The 20018-nt window shown below is 47.0% G+C and carries 19 protein-coding genes; 16 read left to right on the forward strand and 3 right to left on the reverse strand.

Going from position 1 to position 20018, the window contains the following annotated elements; all coding sequences use genetic code 11:
* Nucleotide 1 precedes the first annotated feature (1 nt).
* On the reverse strand, nt 2–1069 hold the full coding sequence (locus AC0KUT_RS05305; protein ID WP_488834125.1) for an aminoglycoside phosphotransferase family protein: 1068 nt from the start codon (nt 1067–1069) through the stop codon (nt 2–4).
* Nucleotides 1070–1350: 281 nt separating this feature from the next.
* Here AC0KUT_RS05305 and AC0KUT_RS05310 point away from each other — a divergent pair, with 281 nt between their 5' ends.
* Together AC0KUT_RS05310 and AC0KUT_RS05315 are read left to right on the forward strand one after the other, a co-directional pair.
* Nucleotides 1351–3915, forward strand: a complete 2565-nt coding sequence (locus AC0KUT_RS05310; RefSeq protein ID WP_488834127.1) for an LPS-assembly protein LptD — start codon at nt 1351–1353, stop codon at nt 3913–3915.
* A 16-nt stretch (nt 3916–3931) separates the two neighbouring features.
* Entirely contained in the window at nt 3932–5257 is a 1326-nt protein-coding gene (locus AC0KUT_RS05315; RefSeq protein ID WP_488834128.1) for a peptidylprolyl isomerase, read from the forward strand.
* Here the strand turns inward: AC0KUT_RS05315 and AC0KUT_RS05320 are convergent.
* The gene (locus AC0KUT_RS05320; RefSeq protein ID WP_488834130.1) at nt 5254–5400 is read right to left on the reverse strand and encodes a hypothetical protein; all 147 of its coding nucleotides are present in this window, start codon (nt 5398–5400) and stop codon (nt 5254–5256) included. The two genes, AC0KUT_RS05315 and AC0KUT_RS05320, sit on opposite strands and share 4 nt — an antisense overlap.
* Between AC0KUT_RS05320 and pdxA the strand changes: the two genes are divergently transcribed.
* From pdxA to AC0KUT_RS05370, 10 genes are all read left to right on the forward strand, one after another.
* Nucleotides 5399–6403 (forward strand): 4-hydroxythreonine-4-phosphate dehydrogenase PdxA, encoded by a 1005-nt coding sequence (pdxA, locus tag AC0KUT_RS05325; RefSeq protein ID WP_488834132.1) that lies wholly within the window; start codon nt 5399–5401, stop codon nt 6401–6403. The genes AC0KUT_RS05320 and pdxA overlap by 2 nt on opposite strands.
* 55 nt (nt 6404–6458) lie before the next feature.
* Nucleotides 6459–7304 (forward strand): 16S rRNA (adenine(1518)-N(6)/adenine(1519)-N(6))-dimethyltransferase RsmA, encoded by an 846-nt coding sequence (rsmA, locus tag AC0KUT_RS05330; protein ID WP_488834134.1) that lies wholly within the window; start codon nt 6459–6461, stop codon nt 7302–7304.
* A 22-nt stretch (nt 7305–7326) separates the two neighbouring features.
* Complete coding sequence (lgt, locus tag AC0KUT_RS05335) at nt 7327–8175, forward strand: prolipoprotein diacylglyceryl transferase (protein ID WP_488834136.1); 849 nt, start codon at nt 7327–7329, stop codon at nt 8173–8175.
* Nucleotides 8176–8239: 64 nt separating this feature from the next.
* The gene (gene apaG / locus AC0KUT_RS05340; protein WP_488834137.1) at nt 8240–8608 is read left to right on the forward strand and encodes a Co2+/Mg2+ efflux protein ApaG; all 369 of its coding nucleotides are present in this window, start codon (nt 8240–8242) and stop codon (nt 8606–8608) included.
* Between the two features lie 5 nt (nt 8609–8613).
* Nucleotides 8614–9426, forward strand: coding sequence for a symmetrical bis(5'-nucleosyl)-tetraphosphatase (locus AC0KUT_RS05345; RefSeq protein WP_488834138.1), 813 nt, complete (start codon nt 8614–8616; stop codon nt 9424–9426).
* Nucleotides 9427–10373: 947 nt separating this feature from the next.
* Nucleotides 10374–11462, forward strand: coding sequence for a response regulator transcription factor (locus tag AC0KUT_RS05350; protein WP_488834141.1), 1089 nt, complete (start codon nt 10374–10376; stop codon nt 11460–11462).
* Nucleotides 11463–11944: 482 nt separating this feature from the next.
* Entirely contained in the window at nt 11945–13081 is a 1137-nt protein-coding gene (coxB, locus tag AC0KUT_RS05355; protein WP_488834143.1) for a cytochrome c oxidase subunit II, read from the forward strand.
* A 3-nt stretch (nt 13082–13084) separates the two neighbouring features.
* A complete protein-coding gene (gene ctaD / locus AC0KUT_RS05360; RefSeq protein ID WP_488834145.1) occupies nt 13085–14701 on the forward strand; it encodes a cytochrome c oxidase subunit I in 1617 nt (538 codons plus the stop codon).
* Nucleotides 14702–14730: 29 nt separating this feature from the next.
* Nucleotides 14731–15270 (forward strand): cytochrome c oxidase assembly protein, encoded by a 540-nt coding sequence (locus AC0KUT_RS05365; RefSeq protein WP_488834147.1) that lies wholly within the window; start codon nt 14731–14733, stop codon nt 15268–15270.
* Nucleotides 15271–15392: 122 nt separating this feature from the next.
* On the forward strand, nt 15393–16295 hold the full coding sequence (locus AC0KUT_RS05370; RefSeq protein WP_488834148.1) for a cytochrome c oxidase subunit 3: 903 nt from the start codon (nt 15393–15395) through the stop codon (nt 16293–16295).
* A gap of 39 nt (nt 16296–16334) precedes the next feature.
* Here AC0KUT_RS05370 and AC0KUT_RS05375 read toward each other — a convergent pair whose 3' ends face one another.
* Nucleotides 16335–16544, reverse strand: coding sequence for a DUF2909 domain-containing protein (locus AC0KUT_RS05375; RefSeq protein WP_488834149.1), 210 nt, complete (start codon nt 16542–16544; stop codon nt 16335–16337).
* A gap of 199 nt (nt 16545–16743) precedes the next feature.
* Between AC0KUT_RS05375 and AC0KUT_RS05380 the strand changes: the two genes are divergently transcribed.
* From AC0KUT_RS05380 to cyoE, 4 genes are read left to right on the forward strand one after another with little or no spacing between them, the layout of a single operon-like run.
* The gene (locus AC0KUT_RS05380) at nt 16744–17454 is read left to right on the forward strand and encodes an SURF1 family protein (protein ID WP_488834151.1); all 711 of its coding nucleotides are present in this window, start codon (nt 16744–16746) and stop codon (nt 17452–17454) included.
* A 36-nt stretch (nt 17455–17490) separates the two neighbouring features.
* Nucleotides 17491–18009, forward strand: a complete 519-nt coding sequence (locus AC0KUT_RS05385; RefSeq protein ID WP_488834152.1) for a hypothetical protein — start codon at nt 17491–17493, stop codon at nt 18007–18009.
* Nucleotides 18006–19004, forward strand: coding sequence for a COX15/CtaA family protein (locus AC0KUT_RS05390; RefSeq protein WP_488834153.1), 999 nt, complete (start codon nt 18006–18008; stop codon nt 19002–19004). Before AC0KUT_RS05385 ends, AC0KUT_RS05390 begins: the two co-directional genes overlap by 4 nt.
* A gap of 17 nt (nt 19005–19021) precedes the next feature.
* Nucleotides 19022–19951, forward strand: coding sequence for a heme o synthase (cyoE, locus tag AC0KUT_RS05395; protein WP_488834155.1), 930 nt, complete (start codon nt 19022–19024; stop codon nt 19949–19951).
* Nucleotides 19952–20018: the final 67 nt, after the last annotated feature.

Genomic DNA, 20018 nt, shown 5'->3' on the forward strand with positions numbered 1-20018 from the left:
CTTATCCTCCTTGATGCATGTGTGAATCGCCCGCATGGCGATAGTTGCTATACCAAGGCTGCATTTCGGCGCGCGGTAACAGCGTTGCTTTAAACCAATCGGCAAAATCGCTCAGCTCAGGGTATTGCTCGGCAACCTCAAGGCAATAGCGGATAACCAGTGGCAGGTCTTTGAGGTAGCCGCTTTTGCCATCGCGCAACTGTAAGCGCGCAAATATGCCAAGCACTTTGATGTGGCGCTGCAGGCCCATCCAATCAAACCAGCGCAAGAAGCGCGTTTCACTCACGTCTGGGAGCAGGTTGTTGGCTATCGCCAAGTGGTGATAATCGAGTGCCCAGCTGCGTACCTGTTCTGCTGGCCAGCGAAGGTAGCAGTCGCGTAGGAGCGAGACGAGATCGTAAGTGGCGGCGCCCCAAAGTGCCCCTTGGAAATCAATAACACCTAATTCGCCACTGGCGCAGACCATGAGGTTGCGCGAGTGAAAGTCGCGGTGGACTAAGGTTTGCTGCTGCTCAAGGGCAGAGGTTTCTAGCTGTTCAAAGACGTTGTTTAACAGATCCTGCTCTTGTGGGTTGAGGGTGCAGCCCAGCATTTCCCCCACAAACCATTCGCTGAAGATCGCTAATTCACGGCGCAACAGTGCGCGGTCGTAGCGGGGAATGAGGCTCGCTTCATCGCTGCAGCGCTGCAGGCTTAAAAGTGTGTTGAACGCTGCACTATAGGGATTTTCTTGCGCTAATGATGTCGGTGGCTTTTGCAGCTGACTATAGAGTTGGCAATCGCCAAAATCTTCAATGATCAGAAAACCTTGCGCTTCATCAAAGGCAATGATGTTGGGTGTTTTGATACCTTGAGTGCTGAAGAAGCGCGCTAAGTCGACAAATTGGCGTGTGTCTTCGGTTTGCGGAGGTGCGTCAACGGCGAGTAGGGGCGTGCTGGCGCTGAAGCGGAAATAGCGTCTAAAGCCCGCGTCACTGGCGATGGGTGTGAGGGTGATGGGCTGCGGTTGGTCTTGCACTATCTGGCTTATCCAGTGTGCAAGTGCTAACTTTCGGGTGTCGTCATGCATGGAGGCAATAGCTACTCAGTAAAAACGGTTGTTATAGCGATACAGTGTTTCGGTGTTCGCTCATGATGCATCGAGGCCTGGTGCCTGCGTTACAGGTCAATATTCTGTGCCTATAGAGTAAGGCGCTGCACCGATTCTACCTTAGCTGAATCATTTACCCCAATTCATTCCCTGCTCAGGCTGATTGCAGTAGAATCGCTACACTTTTTTAGGTGTCAGCCTTTGTAAGGCTACACCCGTCGATGGGATTCGCTCATGACTTCAACTTATGGCTGCCACTAATGCCCCCAGCTTCAGATAGTTTTACCCACCGCCACTGCGTCAAGGCATCTACTTTTAATCGCACGCGCTTGTCCCTTGCCATTCGTGCACAGTTGTTAAGCCTTGCCCTTGTGGGTGGCTTGCAGTTGCCAATGGCTGTGGCCGAGTCGGTCAATACCACTCAGGCGCGTGAATTGGATTGGGTGCCGCTGGAAGAGTTAACGCCGGAACAGCGCCAAGCCATTCCGGTTGCCTGTTGCGGTGCCTACATCGCCCCTCCGCGCGATGACGCCGAGGCCGATGTCGATCCAGAAAAGGCCAAGCTGTTTGGTACGGCCAATAATTCTGAGGCAGAAAAACAAACCAAAATCACCCTGACCGATGATGTGCGCCTGATCCAGGGCCGCCGCACCATCAGTGCTGACCGTTTTTTTCTGGATAAGGAAACGCGCGAAGCTGAGTTAACGGGCAATATTCAGGTGCGTGAGCCGGGGATTATTTTGCGAGCCGATAAGGCCCACATCAATATTAATACCGGTGATGCGCGCTTAGATAATGCACGTTTTGCGCTCTATGAAACGCGCGTGCATGGCAGCGCTGAAAGTTTAAGCAAGTTTGGCGATAGTATTGTAAGCCTCGATAACGGCTCGTTCAGCGGCTGCGAACCGGGCGATAATACCTGGTCGATTGAAGGTGCCAACATCACCATTCACAACGATAAACACTATGGCACTGCGCGCCATATGCGCTTACACATTAAAGATGTGCCTGTTGCCTATGCACCTTATTTTCGCTTTCCCGTAGGGCCAGATCGCCTCACGGGTTTTCTCTTCCCCTCGGTGGGATTAGATAGCAGCTCAGGAATAGGCGAATTTTCACTGCCTTTTTACTGGAACATTGCGCCCAACTATGACGCGACTATCACCCCGCGTTATTTGGCTGATCACGGTTATCTGCTTGAAACTGAGCTGCGCCACAAGGCGGAATATTTCGACAGTCGTTTTAGTGGCAGCGCTCTGCGCAATGATCGCGGCGGTATCAGTGAAAAGCTACAGCGCGAGTTAGAAGCGGGAACCATTACCGAAGCTGAAGCCTATCCCTATCGTGGTGAGGATCGCTGGCAATATAACTTTGCACAAAAAGGCGGGCGCAATCAGCTCTGGTCGACACGCATTGACTATACCGATGTGAGCGACACCGACTACATTCGCGATATTGACCGCGGTTCGGTCGACATCAATCGCCAAGCGTATATTCGCCAGATGGTGGCCGCTAATTACAATACACCGCACTGGGATTTGGGGGCCAAGGCTGAAGAGTTTCGTTTGCTCACCAGCAACCAGTTACCCTATCGCGAATTGCCGCGCTTGCATGCCGATGGTGAATATCGCCTTGGCGACTGGCTGTTGCATTTGGACAATGAATACACCCACTTTGGCGCCAATCGCTACTTTGAGGGCGATAGAGCTAACCTGATCACCGGTGAGCGCTTGCGCACGGATTACGGCGTGGAATGGGCGCGTGAATATCAAGCAGGTTATATCAAACCAGGTTTGGCGGTTAAAACCCTTGGCTACACTCTGGAAGCGCCAAACTTGCTAGTAGATGCGGAGAGTAATCCGCATTTTGTTGCGCCGCAGGCCTCGCTGGATATGGGCCTCTATTTTGAACGCGAAGCCCAGGGATTTGGCAGCAGCTTTACCCAGACCTTAGAGCCGCGGGCGTTTTATCTCTATCGCGATCATGAGGACCAAAGCAGTTTGTATGGCTTAACGACCAATAATAGCTATGTAAATTTTGATACCTCTGATTTGAAGTTCACCTACCAGCAATTGTTCCGCGACTCGCGCTTTTCCGGTGGCGATCGCCTTGATGATGCCAATCATCTCGCGCTGGGTGTGTCGAGTCGTTTTGTCGACAGTAGCAGTGGTATAGAGCGCTTGCGTTTGAGTCTCGGGCAAATTATTTACTTTGAAGATCGCGCCGTCAGCATTCTCAATAACCCCGATGATTTTGCTAACACACGCAGCAATTCCGCTTTAGCCGGGCAGGTAAGTGGGCAAGTAGGCGATCATTTGCGCTTCAGCAATGATGTGCTTTATGACCAACGCGAAGGGCGGCTCGATGGTTTAAGCAGCAGCCTGCACTATGTGGATGAGCAGTATAGGATTCTGAATTTGGGCTATCACTACAGCCGCGATCCTGTATCCTTGAGCCCGCTAAATCCTACCCCGGTAGTCGCGCCCACCTTAAATCAGGTTGATATTTCTACAATTTGGCCGCTTGCGAGCCAATGGGCGTTTATTGCGCGGGCGAATTACGATTTTAACTTTGATGCGGAACTCGATGCTTTCGCTGGGTTCGAATACAACGATTGTTGCTATAGAGTGCGGGTATTGGCGCGTCAGTGGGTCGACTTCGATTTCAGTGCTGACTTCCTGCAAAACTTAAAAAGCGATGATTATGACCGCGGCATCTTTTTAGAGGTGCAGCTCAAGGGCTTCGGTAGTATCAGTCAACGAATTAGCAGTCTGCTGGATAAGGCCGTTTACGGCTTCAGCAAGCGTGAAGAATCTTTACAATAAAACAGTGAACCGACTTATGAGTATGAGAAAGCAAAAATCCACTTTGCCCCAGCTGAGTTTGACATTAATACTTGGTGGTTTGGTGCTGTGGGGTAGTCAACTGGCGATGGCGCAAGTGCCGATTAAAACGGTAGCGCTGGATCGCGTAGTGGCGATTGTGGATCAGGATGTAGTGCTGGAAAGTGAATTAAGTGCGCGTAAGGCATCGGTGTTGGAGCGACTACAAGGCCAATATCAGCAATTGCCACCGGAAGATGTGCTCAACAAACAAATTCTTGAGCAGTTGATCGTGGAGCGCATTGAGCTGGCCATGGCTGAACGCTATGACATCGCGATTGATGAGTCAGAAATCGATCAGGCCATTGAACGTATTTTGCAGAAAAATAATGTGAGCCAAGCATCGCTAGAGGCCGATTTGGTGCGCCAAGGTTTGGGGCTTAGCGGCTTGCGTACGCAGTTGCGTAATGACCTAGCAATCAATCGTTTGCAGCAGGGTGTTGTTAATGGCCGGATTAAAATCACAGAGCAGGATATCGATAATTTCCTTGCATCCAGCGATGGCAAATACGCTACTTCTCCCGATTACCACATCGGCCATATTCTATTGGCAGTATCGAGCTCAGCGGATGCGGATGCAGTAGCCGCAGCAGAAAAAAAAGCCGATGAAGTTTATAAGAAGTTGAAAGCCGGTTCAGACTTCGCACAAATGGCGATCAGTTTCTCTAATGATCAAGCTGCGCTAGAGGGCGGTGATATTGGCTGGCGTAAATTGGCGCAGTTGCCAGAACTGTTTGGCAATCAACTGCTGGATTTAGGTGTGGGGCAGGTGACTAAGCCGTTCCGCAGCGGTGCTGGTTTTCATATTCTTAAAAATATGGAGCAGCGCGGCGGCGGAGAACAGTTAGTGGAGCAGACCCATGCGCGTCATATTTTGGTGAAGACCTCAGAAATTATGGACGACACTCAGGCCCGTGAAAAATTGTTGAAGCTCAAAGCGCGCATAGAAAAAGGTGAAGACTTCGCCAAGCTCGCGCGCGAAAACTCAGAGGATACTGGCTCTATGTTAGGCGGCGGCGATTTGGGTTGGTCCATGCCTGGAATGTTTGTACCCGCTTTTGAAGAAGCTATGGCAAATACGCCCATAGGCACGGTTAGTCGCCCCTTTAAAAGTCAGTTCGGTTGGCATATTTTGCAAGTCCAAGAGCGTCGCAAAGAAGATATGAGCGATAAAATGAAACGCAATCAGGCTGCGAATATGTTGCGTTCGCGCCGTTTTGATGAAGAGTTTCAGCTGTGGTTGACGCAAATTCGCGAAGAGGCCTACGTGGAAATTCAACTCTAGCAGCCTGCTGGCTGGGCTTTTGCTAGTGAGCCCTTTCTATAGGGTGTAAACTCTGCGGCTAAAATCATGAGGGTGAAAACCCCAGTGGTTTTAGCCGCAGTGCTTTGTGATACATGAAAATCAACACCACTTGAGTCCTCCATGAATAACCCCTGCTTTAGAATTGCTATAACCCCAGGTGAACCTGCTGGTATAGGCCCTGAATTGTTGATTGCGCTCGTGCAAGAGGCGCAGGCCCATGAGTTGGTGGCTATAGCCGACCCAGAATTATTGCGCGCCCGCGCCCAGTTGCTCGGTGTGGAGTTACGTTTGCGCAAGGTGGATTTTAATGCCCCGCCACAGCCCTTAGCGGCGGGTGAGTTAGCTATTGCGCCCGTGCCATTGGCTCAGCCCTCAGTGCCGGGGCAGCTTAATGCAGCGAATGCCTCCTATATTCTACAAACCCTAGATGTGGCGATTGCAGGCTGCATGAAAGGCGATTTTGCGGCCCTGGTGACGGGCCCTGTACAAAAAAGTGTGATCAACGATGCGGGCATTCCGTTCAGTGGTCACACTGAATACCTTGCTGAGCATACGGCAACTGAAAAGGTTGTGATGATGTTGGCGACCAAGGGTTTGCGCGTTGCCTTGGCGACAACACATCTACCCTTGAAAGATGTGGCTGCGGCAATTAATCGCACTGAATTAACCCAAGTTATTCGTATTTTACAGCGCGATATGCAAGTGCAATTTGGCATAGCAGCGCCGCGTATTTTGGTGTGTGGTTTGAATCCTCATGCAGGTGAAGGTGGGCATCTTGGTCGTGAAGAAATAGAGACTATAGAACCCGTATTAAATATATTGCGCGCCGAGGGTATGAATCTCGTGGGCCCACTGCCAGCAGATACGTTATTTACCCCCAAACACTTAGATAAGGCTGATGCAGTCTTGGCCATGTACCACGACCAGGGCTTGCCGGTATTGAAATACAAAGGTTTTGGTCAAGCGGTAAATATCACCTTGGGCTTGCCCATTATTCGCACCTCGGTCGATCACGGTACTGCACTCGATTTGGCGGGAACGGGCCGCGCTGATTTGGGTAGTTTACGCACGGCTATGGCCTATGCCCTGGATATGGTGCACGCCAAAGAAAGCGCGCGCGGTTAATTATTATTTTCTGTTCAGTAGCCTAAGCGCTGAGCCGCTATTTGTTGAAAAATTTATGAAAAAAATGTTGAACCAAGAATCACAACACAAAGCGCGTAAGCGTTTTGGCCAAAACTTCTTAATCGATCACGGCATTATTCGCGACATAGTGAGCTCCATTCACCCGCAGCGCGACGATCAAATTGTTGAAATTGGCCCCGGCAAGGGCGCCATCACTCAGCTGCTTGCCGACAGCTGTGACAATATCAGTGTGATTGAGTTGGATCGCGATTTAGTGCCTTGGCTTAAAGTGAAGTTTGAGCGTCACGCCAACTTTCAACTCTTTCAAGCAGATGCGTTGCAATTTGATTTTGCGCAGTTGATTAAAGCCGAGCAGCCCATTCGTATCGTGGGCAACTTGCCCTACAACATATCCACGCCGCTTATTTTTCACCTGCTGAGCTATTCAACTCAGGTGCGCGACATGCACTTCATGTTGCAAAAAGAAGTGGTAAAACGCATGGCAGCGCAGGCGGGCGACAGCGCCTATGGACGCTTAGGCATCATGGTGCAGTACTACTGCGCCGTTGAAAATTTATTTGAAGTGCCGCCTACGGCCTTTGACCCTGCACCTAAAGTCGATTCCGCCATAGTGCGTCTTATTCCCCACAAAACCTTGCCCTTTGTCGCCAACAATATTAAAACCCTTGAGGTGTTAGTAAATGTGGCGTTTCAACAGCGCCGCAAAACTATTCGCAATTCACTGAAACAATTGCTCACGCTCGAGCAGTTGGAAAGTTTGCCCATTGATTTGGGGCTGCGCCCAGAGCAAATTAGTTTGCGCGAGTATGTGGAAATCAGCAATTTACTGGGCGATTTAACCCTGCCAAGTGCGGGTGCCGCGCCCGTACTTAACGACTAACTAATCGGCACAAAGGACTCTTATGCTTGTTCATCCTATGCCAGACCCCGTGGCTTTTTCGATAGGCTCATGGTCAGTGCACTGGTACGGCTTAATGTATGGTTTTGCTTTTTTGCAGTTTATGCTGCTGGGCAATCAACGCATTAAACTGCCCCACCTACAGGCTCAAGGCTGGACTAAGGACCATGTTGGCGACATGGTGTTTTACGGCATGATTGGCGTTATTGTCGGCGGTCGCTTGGGCGAGGTATTTTTTTATCGGCCAGAATTTTATTTTGCAAATCCGCTCGAAATTTTTATGCTCTGGCACCCTGGCATGTCTTATCACGGCGGCTTTTTGGGTGTGGTTATTGCCATGTGGCTTTGGGCGCGCAAAGCGCAAAAAAATCTGGGCGACGTCTACGATTTTATTGCACCGCTGGTACCCCTAGGTTATGCCGCAGGTCGTCTGGGTAACTTTATCAATGCCGAACTGCCCGGGCGCATCGCTAGTGCAGACTTGCCTTGGGCTATGCGATGGCCAGGGGAAGATCATCTTGTTCATCCATCACCTATCTATCAAATTTTGGTGGATGGACTCTTGTTGTTTGTCATCATGTGGCTGTTTGCCAGCAAGCAGCGTCCGCGCTGGGCTGTGGGTGCACTCTATTGTGGGCTTTATGGCTGCGCACGTTTTTTTACCGAATACTTTCGCACGCCTGACTATGAGGTGAGTTTTGCGGGAATTACTATTTCATCAGGGCAGATGTTAAGCCTGCCAATGATTTTTGTGGGCGCAGGTGTATTTTTCTGGGCTTATAACTATCAAAAAATTGCGCCTGAAGTGAAAGTTCAAGCTGCGCTTAAAACAAAAGCAAAGCGTAAAAAGTAAGCGCTAGTATTTGCTTTTTACACGCCTTTTTTGACCCATTTTTAATTAGAGTTCTGTGTTATTTATGTCAACAATAGCTGTCAGTGTTAAAACTTCTTATGTTGCTGCGCAATCCGTTCCGCAGCAACAGCGATATGTCTATGCTTACACCATCACTATTGCCAATGCGGGTGACCTGGCCGCACAACTTATTAGCCGCCATTGGCGCATTACCGATGCCAATGAGCATTTGCAAGAAGTAAAAGGTATGGGCGTTATTGGCGAGCAGCCCTTGATCGCCCCTGGTGAAAGTTATACCTACACCAGTGGCGTTATATTAGAAACGGAAACGGGCCTGATGGAAGGCACCTATCAAATGCGCGCAGATGATGGCGAGCTATTCGATGCACCCATTCCAACCTTCGCGTTGGTGCCACCTCACGCGATGCACTAAGCGCAGTGGCTACTTACGCAATCGGCGATATTCAGGGCTGCCTAGCGCCACTGCAATGCCTACTGGACAAAATTGCCTTCGACCCCGCTCGGGATAAGCTCTGGCTTGCTGGTGATTTAATCAATCGCGGCCCCGATACCCTTGCAACTTTGCGTTTTCTCTATGGTATGCGCGATTCCCTCTGTGTGGTTTTGGGTAATCACGACTTACACTTTTTAGCGGTAGCCGCCGGTGTGCGTCAGCCTGGGCAATATGACACCTTAAACGAGCTTTTAGCTGCTCCCGATTGTGCGGAGTTAGTTCATTGGTTGTGTCAGCAGCGTCTGCTGTACCACGACGCTACCTTAGGTTTTACCATGGTTCATGCGGGCATACCGCCGCAGTGGGACCTAGTTCAGGCGCAAGCCTATGCACGCGAAGTTGAGGCGGTATTGCAAAGTCAATATGCGCAGGATTTTTTCACCAACATGTACGGCAACAGTCCTAAGCGGTGGAAAAATAAATTGATTGGTTATGACCGCCTGCGCATGATTACCAACTATTTTACCCGTATGCGATTTTGCACTGCTGAAGGCGAACTTGAGTTGCAAACCAAAGAGAGCGCTGCCGCTGCTCCAGAAGGTTATGCGCCTTGGTTCTCTTTTCCTGAGCGGAAAACCGTGAATCAAAAAATACTCTTCGGGCACTGGGCTGCCTTGGAGGGCAAAACCAGCACCCCAAATGTGTACGCACTCGATACCGGTTGTGTATGGGGTGGCGAATTAACGGCGCTACGCCTCGATGATTTAACCTACTTTTCCTGTCAGTGTCTCGCCTGAGGCTTTGTTGAGGCTTAATAAGCCTGCACAGCTTTGGTGATATTTCTGCGCTGTAGTGAGGCGAAGAGCCTAAGCGACCGCTTACTTTCTTTTCGCTTCACTTTAAGTTCTGCTTAGTTTTATACCGCTTTAACTTTCCTATCCCGGCGACATTTATTGTAAAAATCCCTCGTTTTATGGTTGAGATCGCTGTGGCGTTGCTAACTTTATGTTAGCGCAATCTTTATAGGTAATTGAATCCTTTTGTAATATTCCAAATAGATCAAAAAATGATGTTTGCGGCGACAATTTTGCTTTATGGTTATAGAAGTTGCAGTAGTCCTTTAGCGTGCCATTAACAATTCTTGGTTCATTGTTTTTTTATATCTAATTGTTTTTATTGAGTTTTTTGTTATTTTTATGCATGAATTAGCCTGGGCGAAATAGAACAGGTGTCTCATTATTAAAAATAGATAAGGTCTTTTTAGTATAAGTTGTGGATTTTAATTTGGAGAGAGTGTTATGATTGCGTTATCAGTTTTTATGCGGGTGCAGCGCAATTAGGGAGGGTGCTATAAGCCATCAGTATAGATTTGACTCAAGAGGTAACTGAGTCGTGTGAGCAGCTAAGTGACGCCACATAAGAATAATTAAGGCGGCATAAACCATAACAATTTAGCTGCCTGTGGCTCGAGTCTTCTCGGGTCAATATAGGAACTCTGGGTGTAAGAGTGATGGTGAACTTTAATCGGACTATTGGTTAGATAACTCACCGAATTTTTAGCGGGCTTTTTAGCCCGCTTTTTTTTGCCTCTCATTTGATGCCATATCCATAAGCCTTGTACCTCCGGCGCACCTTTTCTTTAAGGGCTTATTCTTACCTCAACTAATTCTAAGTAACTTCTCTACAGCTCCTGCCTTCCCTTCTACACTTAGGTTTTGTAGCCACTTATTTCTGAGGAGTATTTATGGCGCTGGAGTCTGAAGCTAAGAAACCCAATATTTTAGTAATCGATGACAATCGTAGTTGGTGTGAGTTTTTGGCGGTTGCCCTAGAAGATGTTGCCTCGATTGTATTTGCCCTAAATGGTGCGGAAGGGTTGCGCTTCGCTCAAACTCAAGCCCCAGATTGCATTTTATTGGATATTGCTATGCCCGATAAAAATGGCTATGACGTTTGTTGTGAGCTCAAAGGGGCGGAAACGACTGCGGCAATACCGATTATTTTTCTGTCAGGCAAAGATTCACTCGAAGAAAAAATATTTGGTTTTGAAATAGGTGCTGAAGATTACCTGCTTAAGTCTAAAAATCTCGATATGCTCAAAATTAAAATACAGCGCGCCGTAACTGCGGTTAAACAGGTCCACCAGTTAAGCGCTTTGGCAGAGAATGCCCAAGCTGTCGCGTTTGATGCTTTATCGGGAAGTGCCGATTTGGGGCGTTCGCTTCGCTTTGCCGAGCGTACCTATACCATGTCCAGTTTTGAAAAATTGGCCGAGGGTTTGATTCAGACAATGAATGAGTTCGGCTTGCGTATTTCGCTTATGTTTATGAGTACTAATGGGCAACTTTTCTATGGCCAAAAAGGTGTTCCCATTTCACCCTTGGAAAGAACCATGTTCATCGCCTGTCATAAAGAAGGGCGCTTCTGCGATTATGGTGAGCGTACTTTTTGCAATTTTTCACTGGTCTCTATGTTAATAAAAAATATGCCATTAGATGAACCTGAGCGCTATGGACGTATAAAAGATACGATTCCTTGGGTGTTGGGTGCTACTGATGCAAAAGTTTATGCTTTAAACCATCAGCACCAACTTCAAGCCACTTTAGCGCAGCAGCAATTGCTTGTCAGTGCCGTCAAGGAGCAATGCATAGCGCAGCTTTCACAAGAAAATCAACTGCCGCAGGCACTGCAATCTATGCAGGATTTACTAGTACAATTGCAGGAAAGTCAGGCGCTTATGTCGCAGGAAATTATGCAGGGCGGTTCATGTTGCGCTGAAGCTGGCGAGTTAGCGAACAATGAAATATATTCCAGCGATGTGGATTTATTCTGATTTACCTCTTGGCGGATTATTGCGCGTAAAGATTCAAATTCATGTTTAAACTTTACGTGCTTTGGCTTATTTGTTTGCCTTTTAGCGCTTGGGGTTTATAGTTACTGCTACTGATTTGTTTAGAGTTGTTCTTTAATGATACTTGGTTATTAAAAACACTTTTGAAGGCATAATCTGTTGTTAACTATGTTGGCGCCATTTAAGCGGCGTTAGATTCAGATGTAGGGTCCGGTTACATTAGTTCTGGTACGTCCTGTATTCTGGCTTGTGAGTCCAGTCTATTGAGCTGTTTATCAGCTTATCTTTATCAGGTCGCGCCTATTAAACCTGGTATCTCTGATCGGCAATGCCGATGCGATGAATGCAATTGTCTATAACTTCTCTGAGTTGTTAGATGGCTGTCGCTGTTTTTTGTAAATGCTCAAAAAAATATTATTACTCTGCATGAATTTGGTGTGTATCAAATAATAAGGAGTTATCCCGTGGCTACTTTACTTTCTCGATTGCTGGGTTTCTCAGGGATTTTTTTCATGAGCGGCTGGGTGCAGGCGCAGAGTTCCTCGTTGAATATGACACAAGGCGTTACTGATATTAGTCATCAGGTTTATCACCTGCATATGACGATTTTTTACATTTGTTGTGCTATAGCCGTAGTGGTTTTTGGTTTGATGTTTTGGTCAATTGCACGTCATCGAAAATCCAAAGGAGCCATACCCGCTCAATTTCATGGCAGCTTGAAAGTAGAAATACTCTGGACTGCCATTCCGGTATTAATTTTAGTGGTGATGGCTATTCCGGCCAGTAAAACACTGATTGCCATGGAAGATGCATCAAAAGCAGATCTTACTATTTTAGTGACAGGTTCACAGTGGAAATGGCATTACAAGTATTTGGAATATCCGATTGAATTCTACTCACTGCTCGCCACACCGCGTGAGCAAATAAATAATATGGATGTAAAAGGCGAGCATTATTTACGTGAGGTTGATCGCCCTCTGGTCATTCCTATCGATAAAAAAATTCGCTTTCTTATGACTTCCGACGATGTAATTCACGCATGGTGGGTACCTGCTTTTGCCATTAAAAAAGATGCGAACCCAGGCTTTATCAATGAGACTTGGACCAAAGTGGATGAGCCGGGAATTTATCGCGGACAGTGTGCGGAATTGTGCGGTAAGGACCATGGCTTTATGCCAATAGTAGTTGAAGCCAAAACAGCACAAGACTTTGACGTGTGGCTTCTAGAGCAACAACAATTGCAGGTTGACGCTCGCGCTGCAGAAGCCGCGTTAAAACCCTTGGGGTTAGATGAACTGATTGCAGCAGGTAAAAAAGTCTATGACACGCGTTGTGCCGCCTGCCATCAAGTTTCAGGTGAAGGTTTGCCGGGGGTAATTCCCGGGATAAAAGGCAGTGCAATTGCCTTGGGGGATGTCGCTACACATTTGCACATAGTGCTTCATGGAAAAGCGGGCACTGCCATGCAGGCTTTTGCCAAGCAGCTAAGCAGCGCGGAACTTGCAGCCGTGGTGACCTACGAGCGTAATGCGTGGGGGAATAATACTGGCGACCTAGTTCAGGCCGCGAATGTAGCTGCTGCCCTTGAGCTTAAGGAGTAGGTTATGAATAAAAACTCTTCTACCATTGAGACTGTTGATTCTGCACAAAGTAATTCAGCAGCGCATCATTCAGAGCATAAAGCAAAGGGGATTACTCGCTGGCTTTATACTACCAATCATAAAGATATAGGCACGCTTTACTTATTGTTTTCACTGCTCATGTTCTTTATTGGTGGAAGTTTGGCTATGGTGATTCGCGCTGAATTATTTCAGCCCGGGTTACAGTTGGTCGAGCCACATTTCTTTAATCAAATGACGACGGTACATGGATTGGTTATGGTGTTTGGCGCGATTATGCCCGCCTTTGTCGGCCTTGCAAATTGGATGGTGCCATTGATGATTGGCGCTCCGGATATGGCACTGCCGCGCATGAATAATTGGAGCTTTTGGATACTACCATTCTCATTTTTTATCTTACTGTCTACCTTGTTTATGGAAGGTGGAGGCCCTGCTGCGGGCTGGACATTTTACGCACCTCTCTCTACTACCTACAGCGGAAATAGCACAGCCTATTTTGTATTCGCCGTTCACCTCTTGGGTATTTCATCCATCATGGGGGCGATGAATATTATCGTCACAATTTTTAATTTACGCGCGCCTGGTATGACGTGGATGAAATTGCCTTTGTTCGTGTGGACCTGGCTGATAACAGCATTTCTACTAATTGCTGTTATGCCTGTGTTGGCGGGTGTGGTCACTATGGTGCTAACGGATAAATATTTTGGCACAAGCTTTTTTGATGCGGCAGGTGGCGGTGATCCGGTGATGTTTCAGCACATTTTTTGGTTTTTTGGTCACCCTGAGGTGTACATTATGATTTTGCCCGCCTTCGGTATTATCTCCAGCATCGTGCCCGCTTTTGCACGCAAGCCCCTGTTTGGTTACGACTCTATGGTGATCGCCACTGCGAGCATCGCCTTTCTATCTTTTATTGTGTGGGCGCACCACATGTTTACCACGGGAATGCCTGTGGCTGCTGAATTATTTTTTATGTACAGCACAATGCTCATTGCCGTTCCCACGGGGGTAAAAGTATTTAATTGGGTGGCGACTATGTGGCGCGGTTCCATGACGTTTGAAACGCCCATGATGTTTGCGTTGGCATTTATAGTGCTTTTTACCATTGGTGGTTTATCCGGTTTGATGTTGGCGATTATCCCTGCCGATTTTCAATATCAAGATACCTATTTTGTGGTGGCTCATTTTCACTATGTACTGGTAACCGGGGCTTTATTTGGAATTATATCAGGCGTCTATTTTTGGATTCCAAAGTGGACTGGGGTGATGTACAGCGAACGACTTGGGCAGTGGCATTTTTGGTGTTCACTGGTCTCCGTTAATATGTTGTTTTTCCCTATGCACTTTGTCGGTCTCGCGGGTATGCCGAGGCGCATTCCCGACTATGCCTTGCAATTTGCGGATATGAATGCCTTTATCAGCATAGGCGCATTGCTGTTTGGTTTATCGCAACTACTTTTTGTTTGGGGAGTAGTGCGTTGCATGAGGCGAAAAGGAGAGGCCGCAACTGCGCAGGTATGGGAGGGGGCTGAAGGTTTAGAGTGGGAAATACCATCGCCAGCGCCTTATCACAGCTTTCAAACTCCACCGAAGGTGAGGTGATAGATAAATCCTAAGTAGGAGCGACTGAAGTGAGTGCAGCGAATGCCAATAGTATTTTAGTTAAAAAATTAGTCGCTATATGCGTGGCTATGTTTTTATTCGGCTTTGCACTAGTGCCTCTCTATGATGTGTTTTGTCGCTATACCGGCATTAATGGCAAAACAGCCAAGGTTGCCGCTATAGCCTCGGGCAAGATAGATAAAACGCGCCTTATAGAGGTGGAGTTTATTGCCACCAATACCCAACAGTTTCCATTGCGATTTGCTGCGGAAGTTGATCGTATCAGCTTGCACCCAGGTGAGATGAAAATAGTTAATTTTGTGGCCGAAAATCTTAGCGAGCAGTTTATTGTGGCTCAGGCGGTGCCGTCGGTTTCACCGGGGCAGTATGCTGAGTACTTCAAGAAAATTGAGTGTTTTTGTTTTGTTCAGCAGCCCTTAGCTGCGCATGAAAGTAAGCAGATGCCGGTGCAGTTTTATCTCGACCGCGCACTGCCAACAGAGGCTACGAGAATTACGCTCTCTTATCGCATGTATCAAGTGCAGTCGACACAAGCGCAGGCCATGTAACAGTAATAGAAGAACGTATACTTGAATACGTTATTGCTCATCAATTGAGTGCGCGCTAAATAGATAGTTAATAGATGGTTGATTGATAGGCAATTATTGCTTTTTTTCGAGGAGATCATGATATGCATAGCTCCCACTCAAGCCCTGTAAACACGTATCAGCACTACTATGTGCCACAACAGAGTTCATGGCCTATCGTTGGTGCGGTCGCACTGTTTTTTATGGGTTATGGTGCTGCCCATTGGATTAATACACCCGAAAGTCAAAGCTTGGGGCTGGGCGTATATATGCTGCCCATTGGTGTGGGGTTGCTGCTTATCATGTTAGTGGGGTGGTTTAAAACGGTAATTTTTGAGTCCATGGATGGGCTTTACAGCGCTCAAATGGATCGCTCTTTTCGGCAGGGAATGAGTTGGTTTATTTTTTCTGAAGTAATGTTTTTTATGGCTTTTTTCGGTGCGCTTTTTTATGCGCGCATCATTGCACTGCCGTGGTTGGGTGGTGCGGGTAATAATGCCATGACCGCAGAGATACTCTGGCCTAATTTTTCTGCCATATGGCCACTGTTGAAAACTCCCGCAGGCGTAGAAACCGAAGTCATGCCTTGGGATGGGATACCACTCTACAACACCTTGATTTTGTTGGCGTCATCCATAACCTTACAAATTGCGCATCTAGGCCTAGAGCAGGGCAAGCGCCTGCAGTTAAAAATAGGATTGATCGCAACGATTGCTTTAGGTTTTTGTTTTTTAGGTTTTCAAATCTATGAATATCGGCATGCATACACTGAATTGGGCTTAACCCTTAGTTCTGGGTTGTACGGCAATACGTTTTTTTTACTTACCGGATTTCATGGTTTGCATGTCACGCTTGGTGCAATATTCCTCAGTGTGGTTTTGTTGCGCATCCTATTCAAAAATCATTTCACCCCAGATAAACACTTTGCTTTTCAGGCGGCAGCTTGGTATTGGCATTTTGTCGATGTAGTTTGGCTCAATCTTTTTATTTTTGTGTATGTTCTTTAAGGCTATCGCAGTTTTAGATGGTGCGAGTGCAATAGATTGTCAGAAAGGTCGTTCATGTGGGCTAATCACACCGGTGAGCATTAATACGATAATAAAAAGGATAATCAAAACCGAAAAAATAAGGCGGCGGCCAAGCATGATTGACATGGGTGGTGATTTTTCGCGATTTTGCAACATGACGACAAGCGCGTGAAATAAATTAAATATCACCAATGCTAAGAATATGATCAAAATTATTTTAATGAGCATAAGTGTCCTCGCCAAGGGTTATACATTTGGTTGTTAAATAGTGTGTTTTGGAAGTATAGCAGGCTGTATGAAGCTCTTCATCGCAGCCTAAAAACCAGCAACTCCAAGCGCGGGGTTCAGTATGACCATTACAGGATTTAATCACTACTGGATAATTCGGTGGCCTTGGGTAGTTTTTTGCACAATGTGTTTTAGTGTATTGGTTATTCTATCCTTGTGGCAGCTGCAGCGGGCCGAAACTAAAACTGAATTACTTGCACGTTTACAACAAGTTCAACAAGGTGGTGCATTGAATATTAAGCAGCTGTTTACCTTTCCGCTTACTGAGGTCGATGGTGTGCATGTTGATGTTCACGGGCGTTGGTTGGCTCCTATCGTTTGGCTGCTGGATAATCAAACCTATCAAGGTCAGGTGGGTTATGACGTAGTGGTACCCCTACAGCTGCCACAACAGCAACAGCTCCTATTGGTTAATTTAGGCTGGGTGGCTGCGCCGGCACGCCGAGAACTATTACCGCGCCTTAATATCCCGCAAAAATTACATATTCAAGGCGTGTTGCGTACTGAGTTTAAGGGGATTTTACTTGGCCAAAATACAGAGAATAATCTGCGCTGGCCTATGCGTATACAGCAAGTGGATTTAACGCTGCTTGCCCCCTTGTTGGTGCAACCTATTTTTCCTGCATTAATTTATCAACAGGAAGCGTCGCCCTTTAAACCACATTATCAAGCCGTAGTGCTCCCGCCGGAGCGCCATAGAGCCTATGCGTTGCAATGGGCGCTATTGGCATTTGCATTTGTTGTGATTGCGATGCTAGCGAGTGCACATAAGCGGATGCCGTTTGTTGTTCCTCTTATTGCGGGTTGTGAAAGCGATGTGCAGCACAAGAAACGTGAAAATCAAAAGTAGGGTTGTGATAAAAAGTGACTGATGAAGGGGTAGCAAGTGAGTAAAAATAAATTTTTACTGTTATTTGTAAGTTGCGCGCTCATACCTATAATCGCGGCAAAAGTGAGTTTGTCGCTGGGTTGGTTTAAGGGGGGCGATACAAATAAAGGTGTTTGGCTCGAACATGATTTTCCGTTGATTCGTGTTGAATCTTCTTCAGCACCTCATTGGTATTTGGCCTATGTGCAGGGCGATACTTGCACCATAGAGTGTGAATATTCACTCTATATTTTGCAGCAACTTTATAGTGGTCTTGGGCGCAAACAAATGGGCTTACAACCACTGCTTGTTGCCACCGTACAGCCACCACAATTGACCGAGTATCCCGCGTTGAAATGGCGCTCGGCCAGTGTAGAAAGTACGGAAGTAAAAGGACAAATATTGTTACTAAACCAACAGGGCGTAGCCATATTACGCTATTTACCGACAACAATTCCAGGGCAAATTCCTGCGCTTGCCCGCGATATTCGCAGCGATCTATTGCGGCTGATGAATTATGATCGGAGTAGTATGTGAAACCCTTTAGACTGCTGATTAATATTAGTGCTTTATTAGCGCTGGTGGTAATTGCACTGGGTGCCTATACGCGCTTAACAGATGCGGGGCTTGGTTGCCCTGATTGGCCGGGTTGTTATGGCTCATTAACCATACCTCATAGCGAGGCACATATCGCCGCGGCGCAAGTAAACTTTCCCAATTCGGTATTAGAGCTACATAAAGCGCGCAATGAAATGTTGCATCGCTACTTGGCTGGTAGTCTCGGATTATGTATCGCTGCGATATTTTTCCTAAGTTTGTGGTTGCAACAACAACGTTGGTTGAGTAGCGCGTTATTGTTATTAGTAATATTTCAAGCGGCATTAGGTATGTGGACAGTTACTTTTAATTTATTGCCCTTAGTTGTTGTGGCGCACTTGTTCGGTGGGTTTAGTATTTTTGCACTCTTAATGACATTGCGCTTAAATCTGAACAAAAAAATAGCGTCTATTTATGAGCCGCAGTTAGTTCGTTTACGCCCCTTAGCAAGCGTAGCGCTGGCGGTGTTACTACTGCAAATTTTAATGGGCGGTTGGACATCAGCAAACTATGCGGCATTGGTATGCCATCAACTACCTTTTTGCGAAGCCGGATGGGAAGAAAAATTTTCGCTTGCAGCCGCAGTTCATCTGCCGCTCGGCCACGAAACCTATGAATATGGGGTTATGCCTTATGAGGGGCGTATGTCGGTGCATGTTCTCCATCGTATGGGCGCGCTGCTGACCTTGTGTACTATTGTATTGTTTGGATATTTTGCATGGCGGAGCACCCAACAGCGACAACTACGCAGACAAATTTTATTGTTACTATTTTTACTGCTTTTGCAAATAACCTTGGGGTTGATAAATATACTATCACTCTTACCCCTGTGGAATGCCGTTGCACACAATCTTGTTGCTGCAAATTTATTGATGGTCTTGTGGCTCTGGGTGTATCGACTGTACCGTGCAGATTCGCCCCCCGTAAACGTATAAGCTTGTTAGGAGGCACTATGGAAATTGCGAGAACCTTATCGGCTAAGAGTTTATATTTTGAAAATATTTTAGCGCGTAGTCGCGATTACTATCAGCTCACTAAGCCTAAGGTAGTTGCGTTGTTGGTGTTAACTGCATGGGTTGGCATGATGTTAGCCACCCCGCGCGTGCCGGACCTGAGTTTAATGTTTATGGCGAGCTTGGGTATAGGTTTAGTCTCTTCGGCTGCAGCTGCCTTTAACCATGTGCTAGATCAAAAAATTGATGCGCAGATGGCGCGCACTTATATGCGGCCATTGCCGAAAGGCCGCTTGAGTAATCGACAGGCATTAACTTTTGCTAGTGCGATTGCTGTTGTAGGGTTTTTTATTTTAGTGAATTGGGTGAATACCTTAACCGCAGTCCTAACTCTCTTTGGTTTGTTAGGCTATGCCGTTATTTATACCATCTTGCTTAAGCGTGCTACGCCTCAAAATATTGTTATAGGGGGGCTTGCAGGCGCGCTGCCACCACTACTGGGCTGGACGGCGATAAGCGGCGAGGTTAGTGCACATGCTTTGTTGTTGGTGATGATTGTATTTACCTGGACGCCTCCGCATTTTTGGGCGCTAGCCATCCATCGTCGCCACGACTACGCTAAAGTCAACGTGCCTATGTTGCCTGTCACCCACGGTGTTGAGTTTACTAAAACCGCGGTATTATTTTACTGCGTGCTCTTGTTTTTAGTTTGTCTTTTACCTTATTTGGTCGCCATGTCGGGGTTGATTTATTTAGTGGGAAGCTGCTATTTAAATGCTGTATTTTTATGGCATGCATTGCGTTTAAAATACAAGCCAACACCCGAATCAGCTATGGCGACTTTTCGTTTTTCAATAGTGCACCTGATGCTTTTATTTCTGGTGTTATTGGTTGACCACTATATTAAATGGAGTTTCTTGGGTGCTTAGAATTTATTGTGTCATTCTGCTCATCCTAATTTCGTTTCGCGCCCTTGCAAGTGACTTAGTGATTTCG

This window comes from Cellvibrio sp. 25HG11W-0, assembly GCF_057815475.1.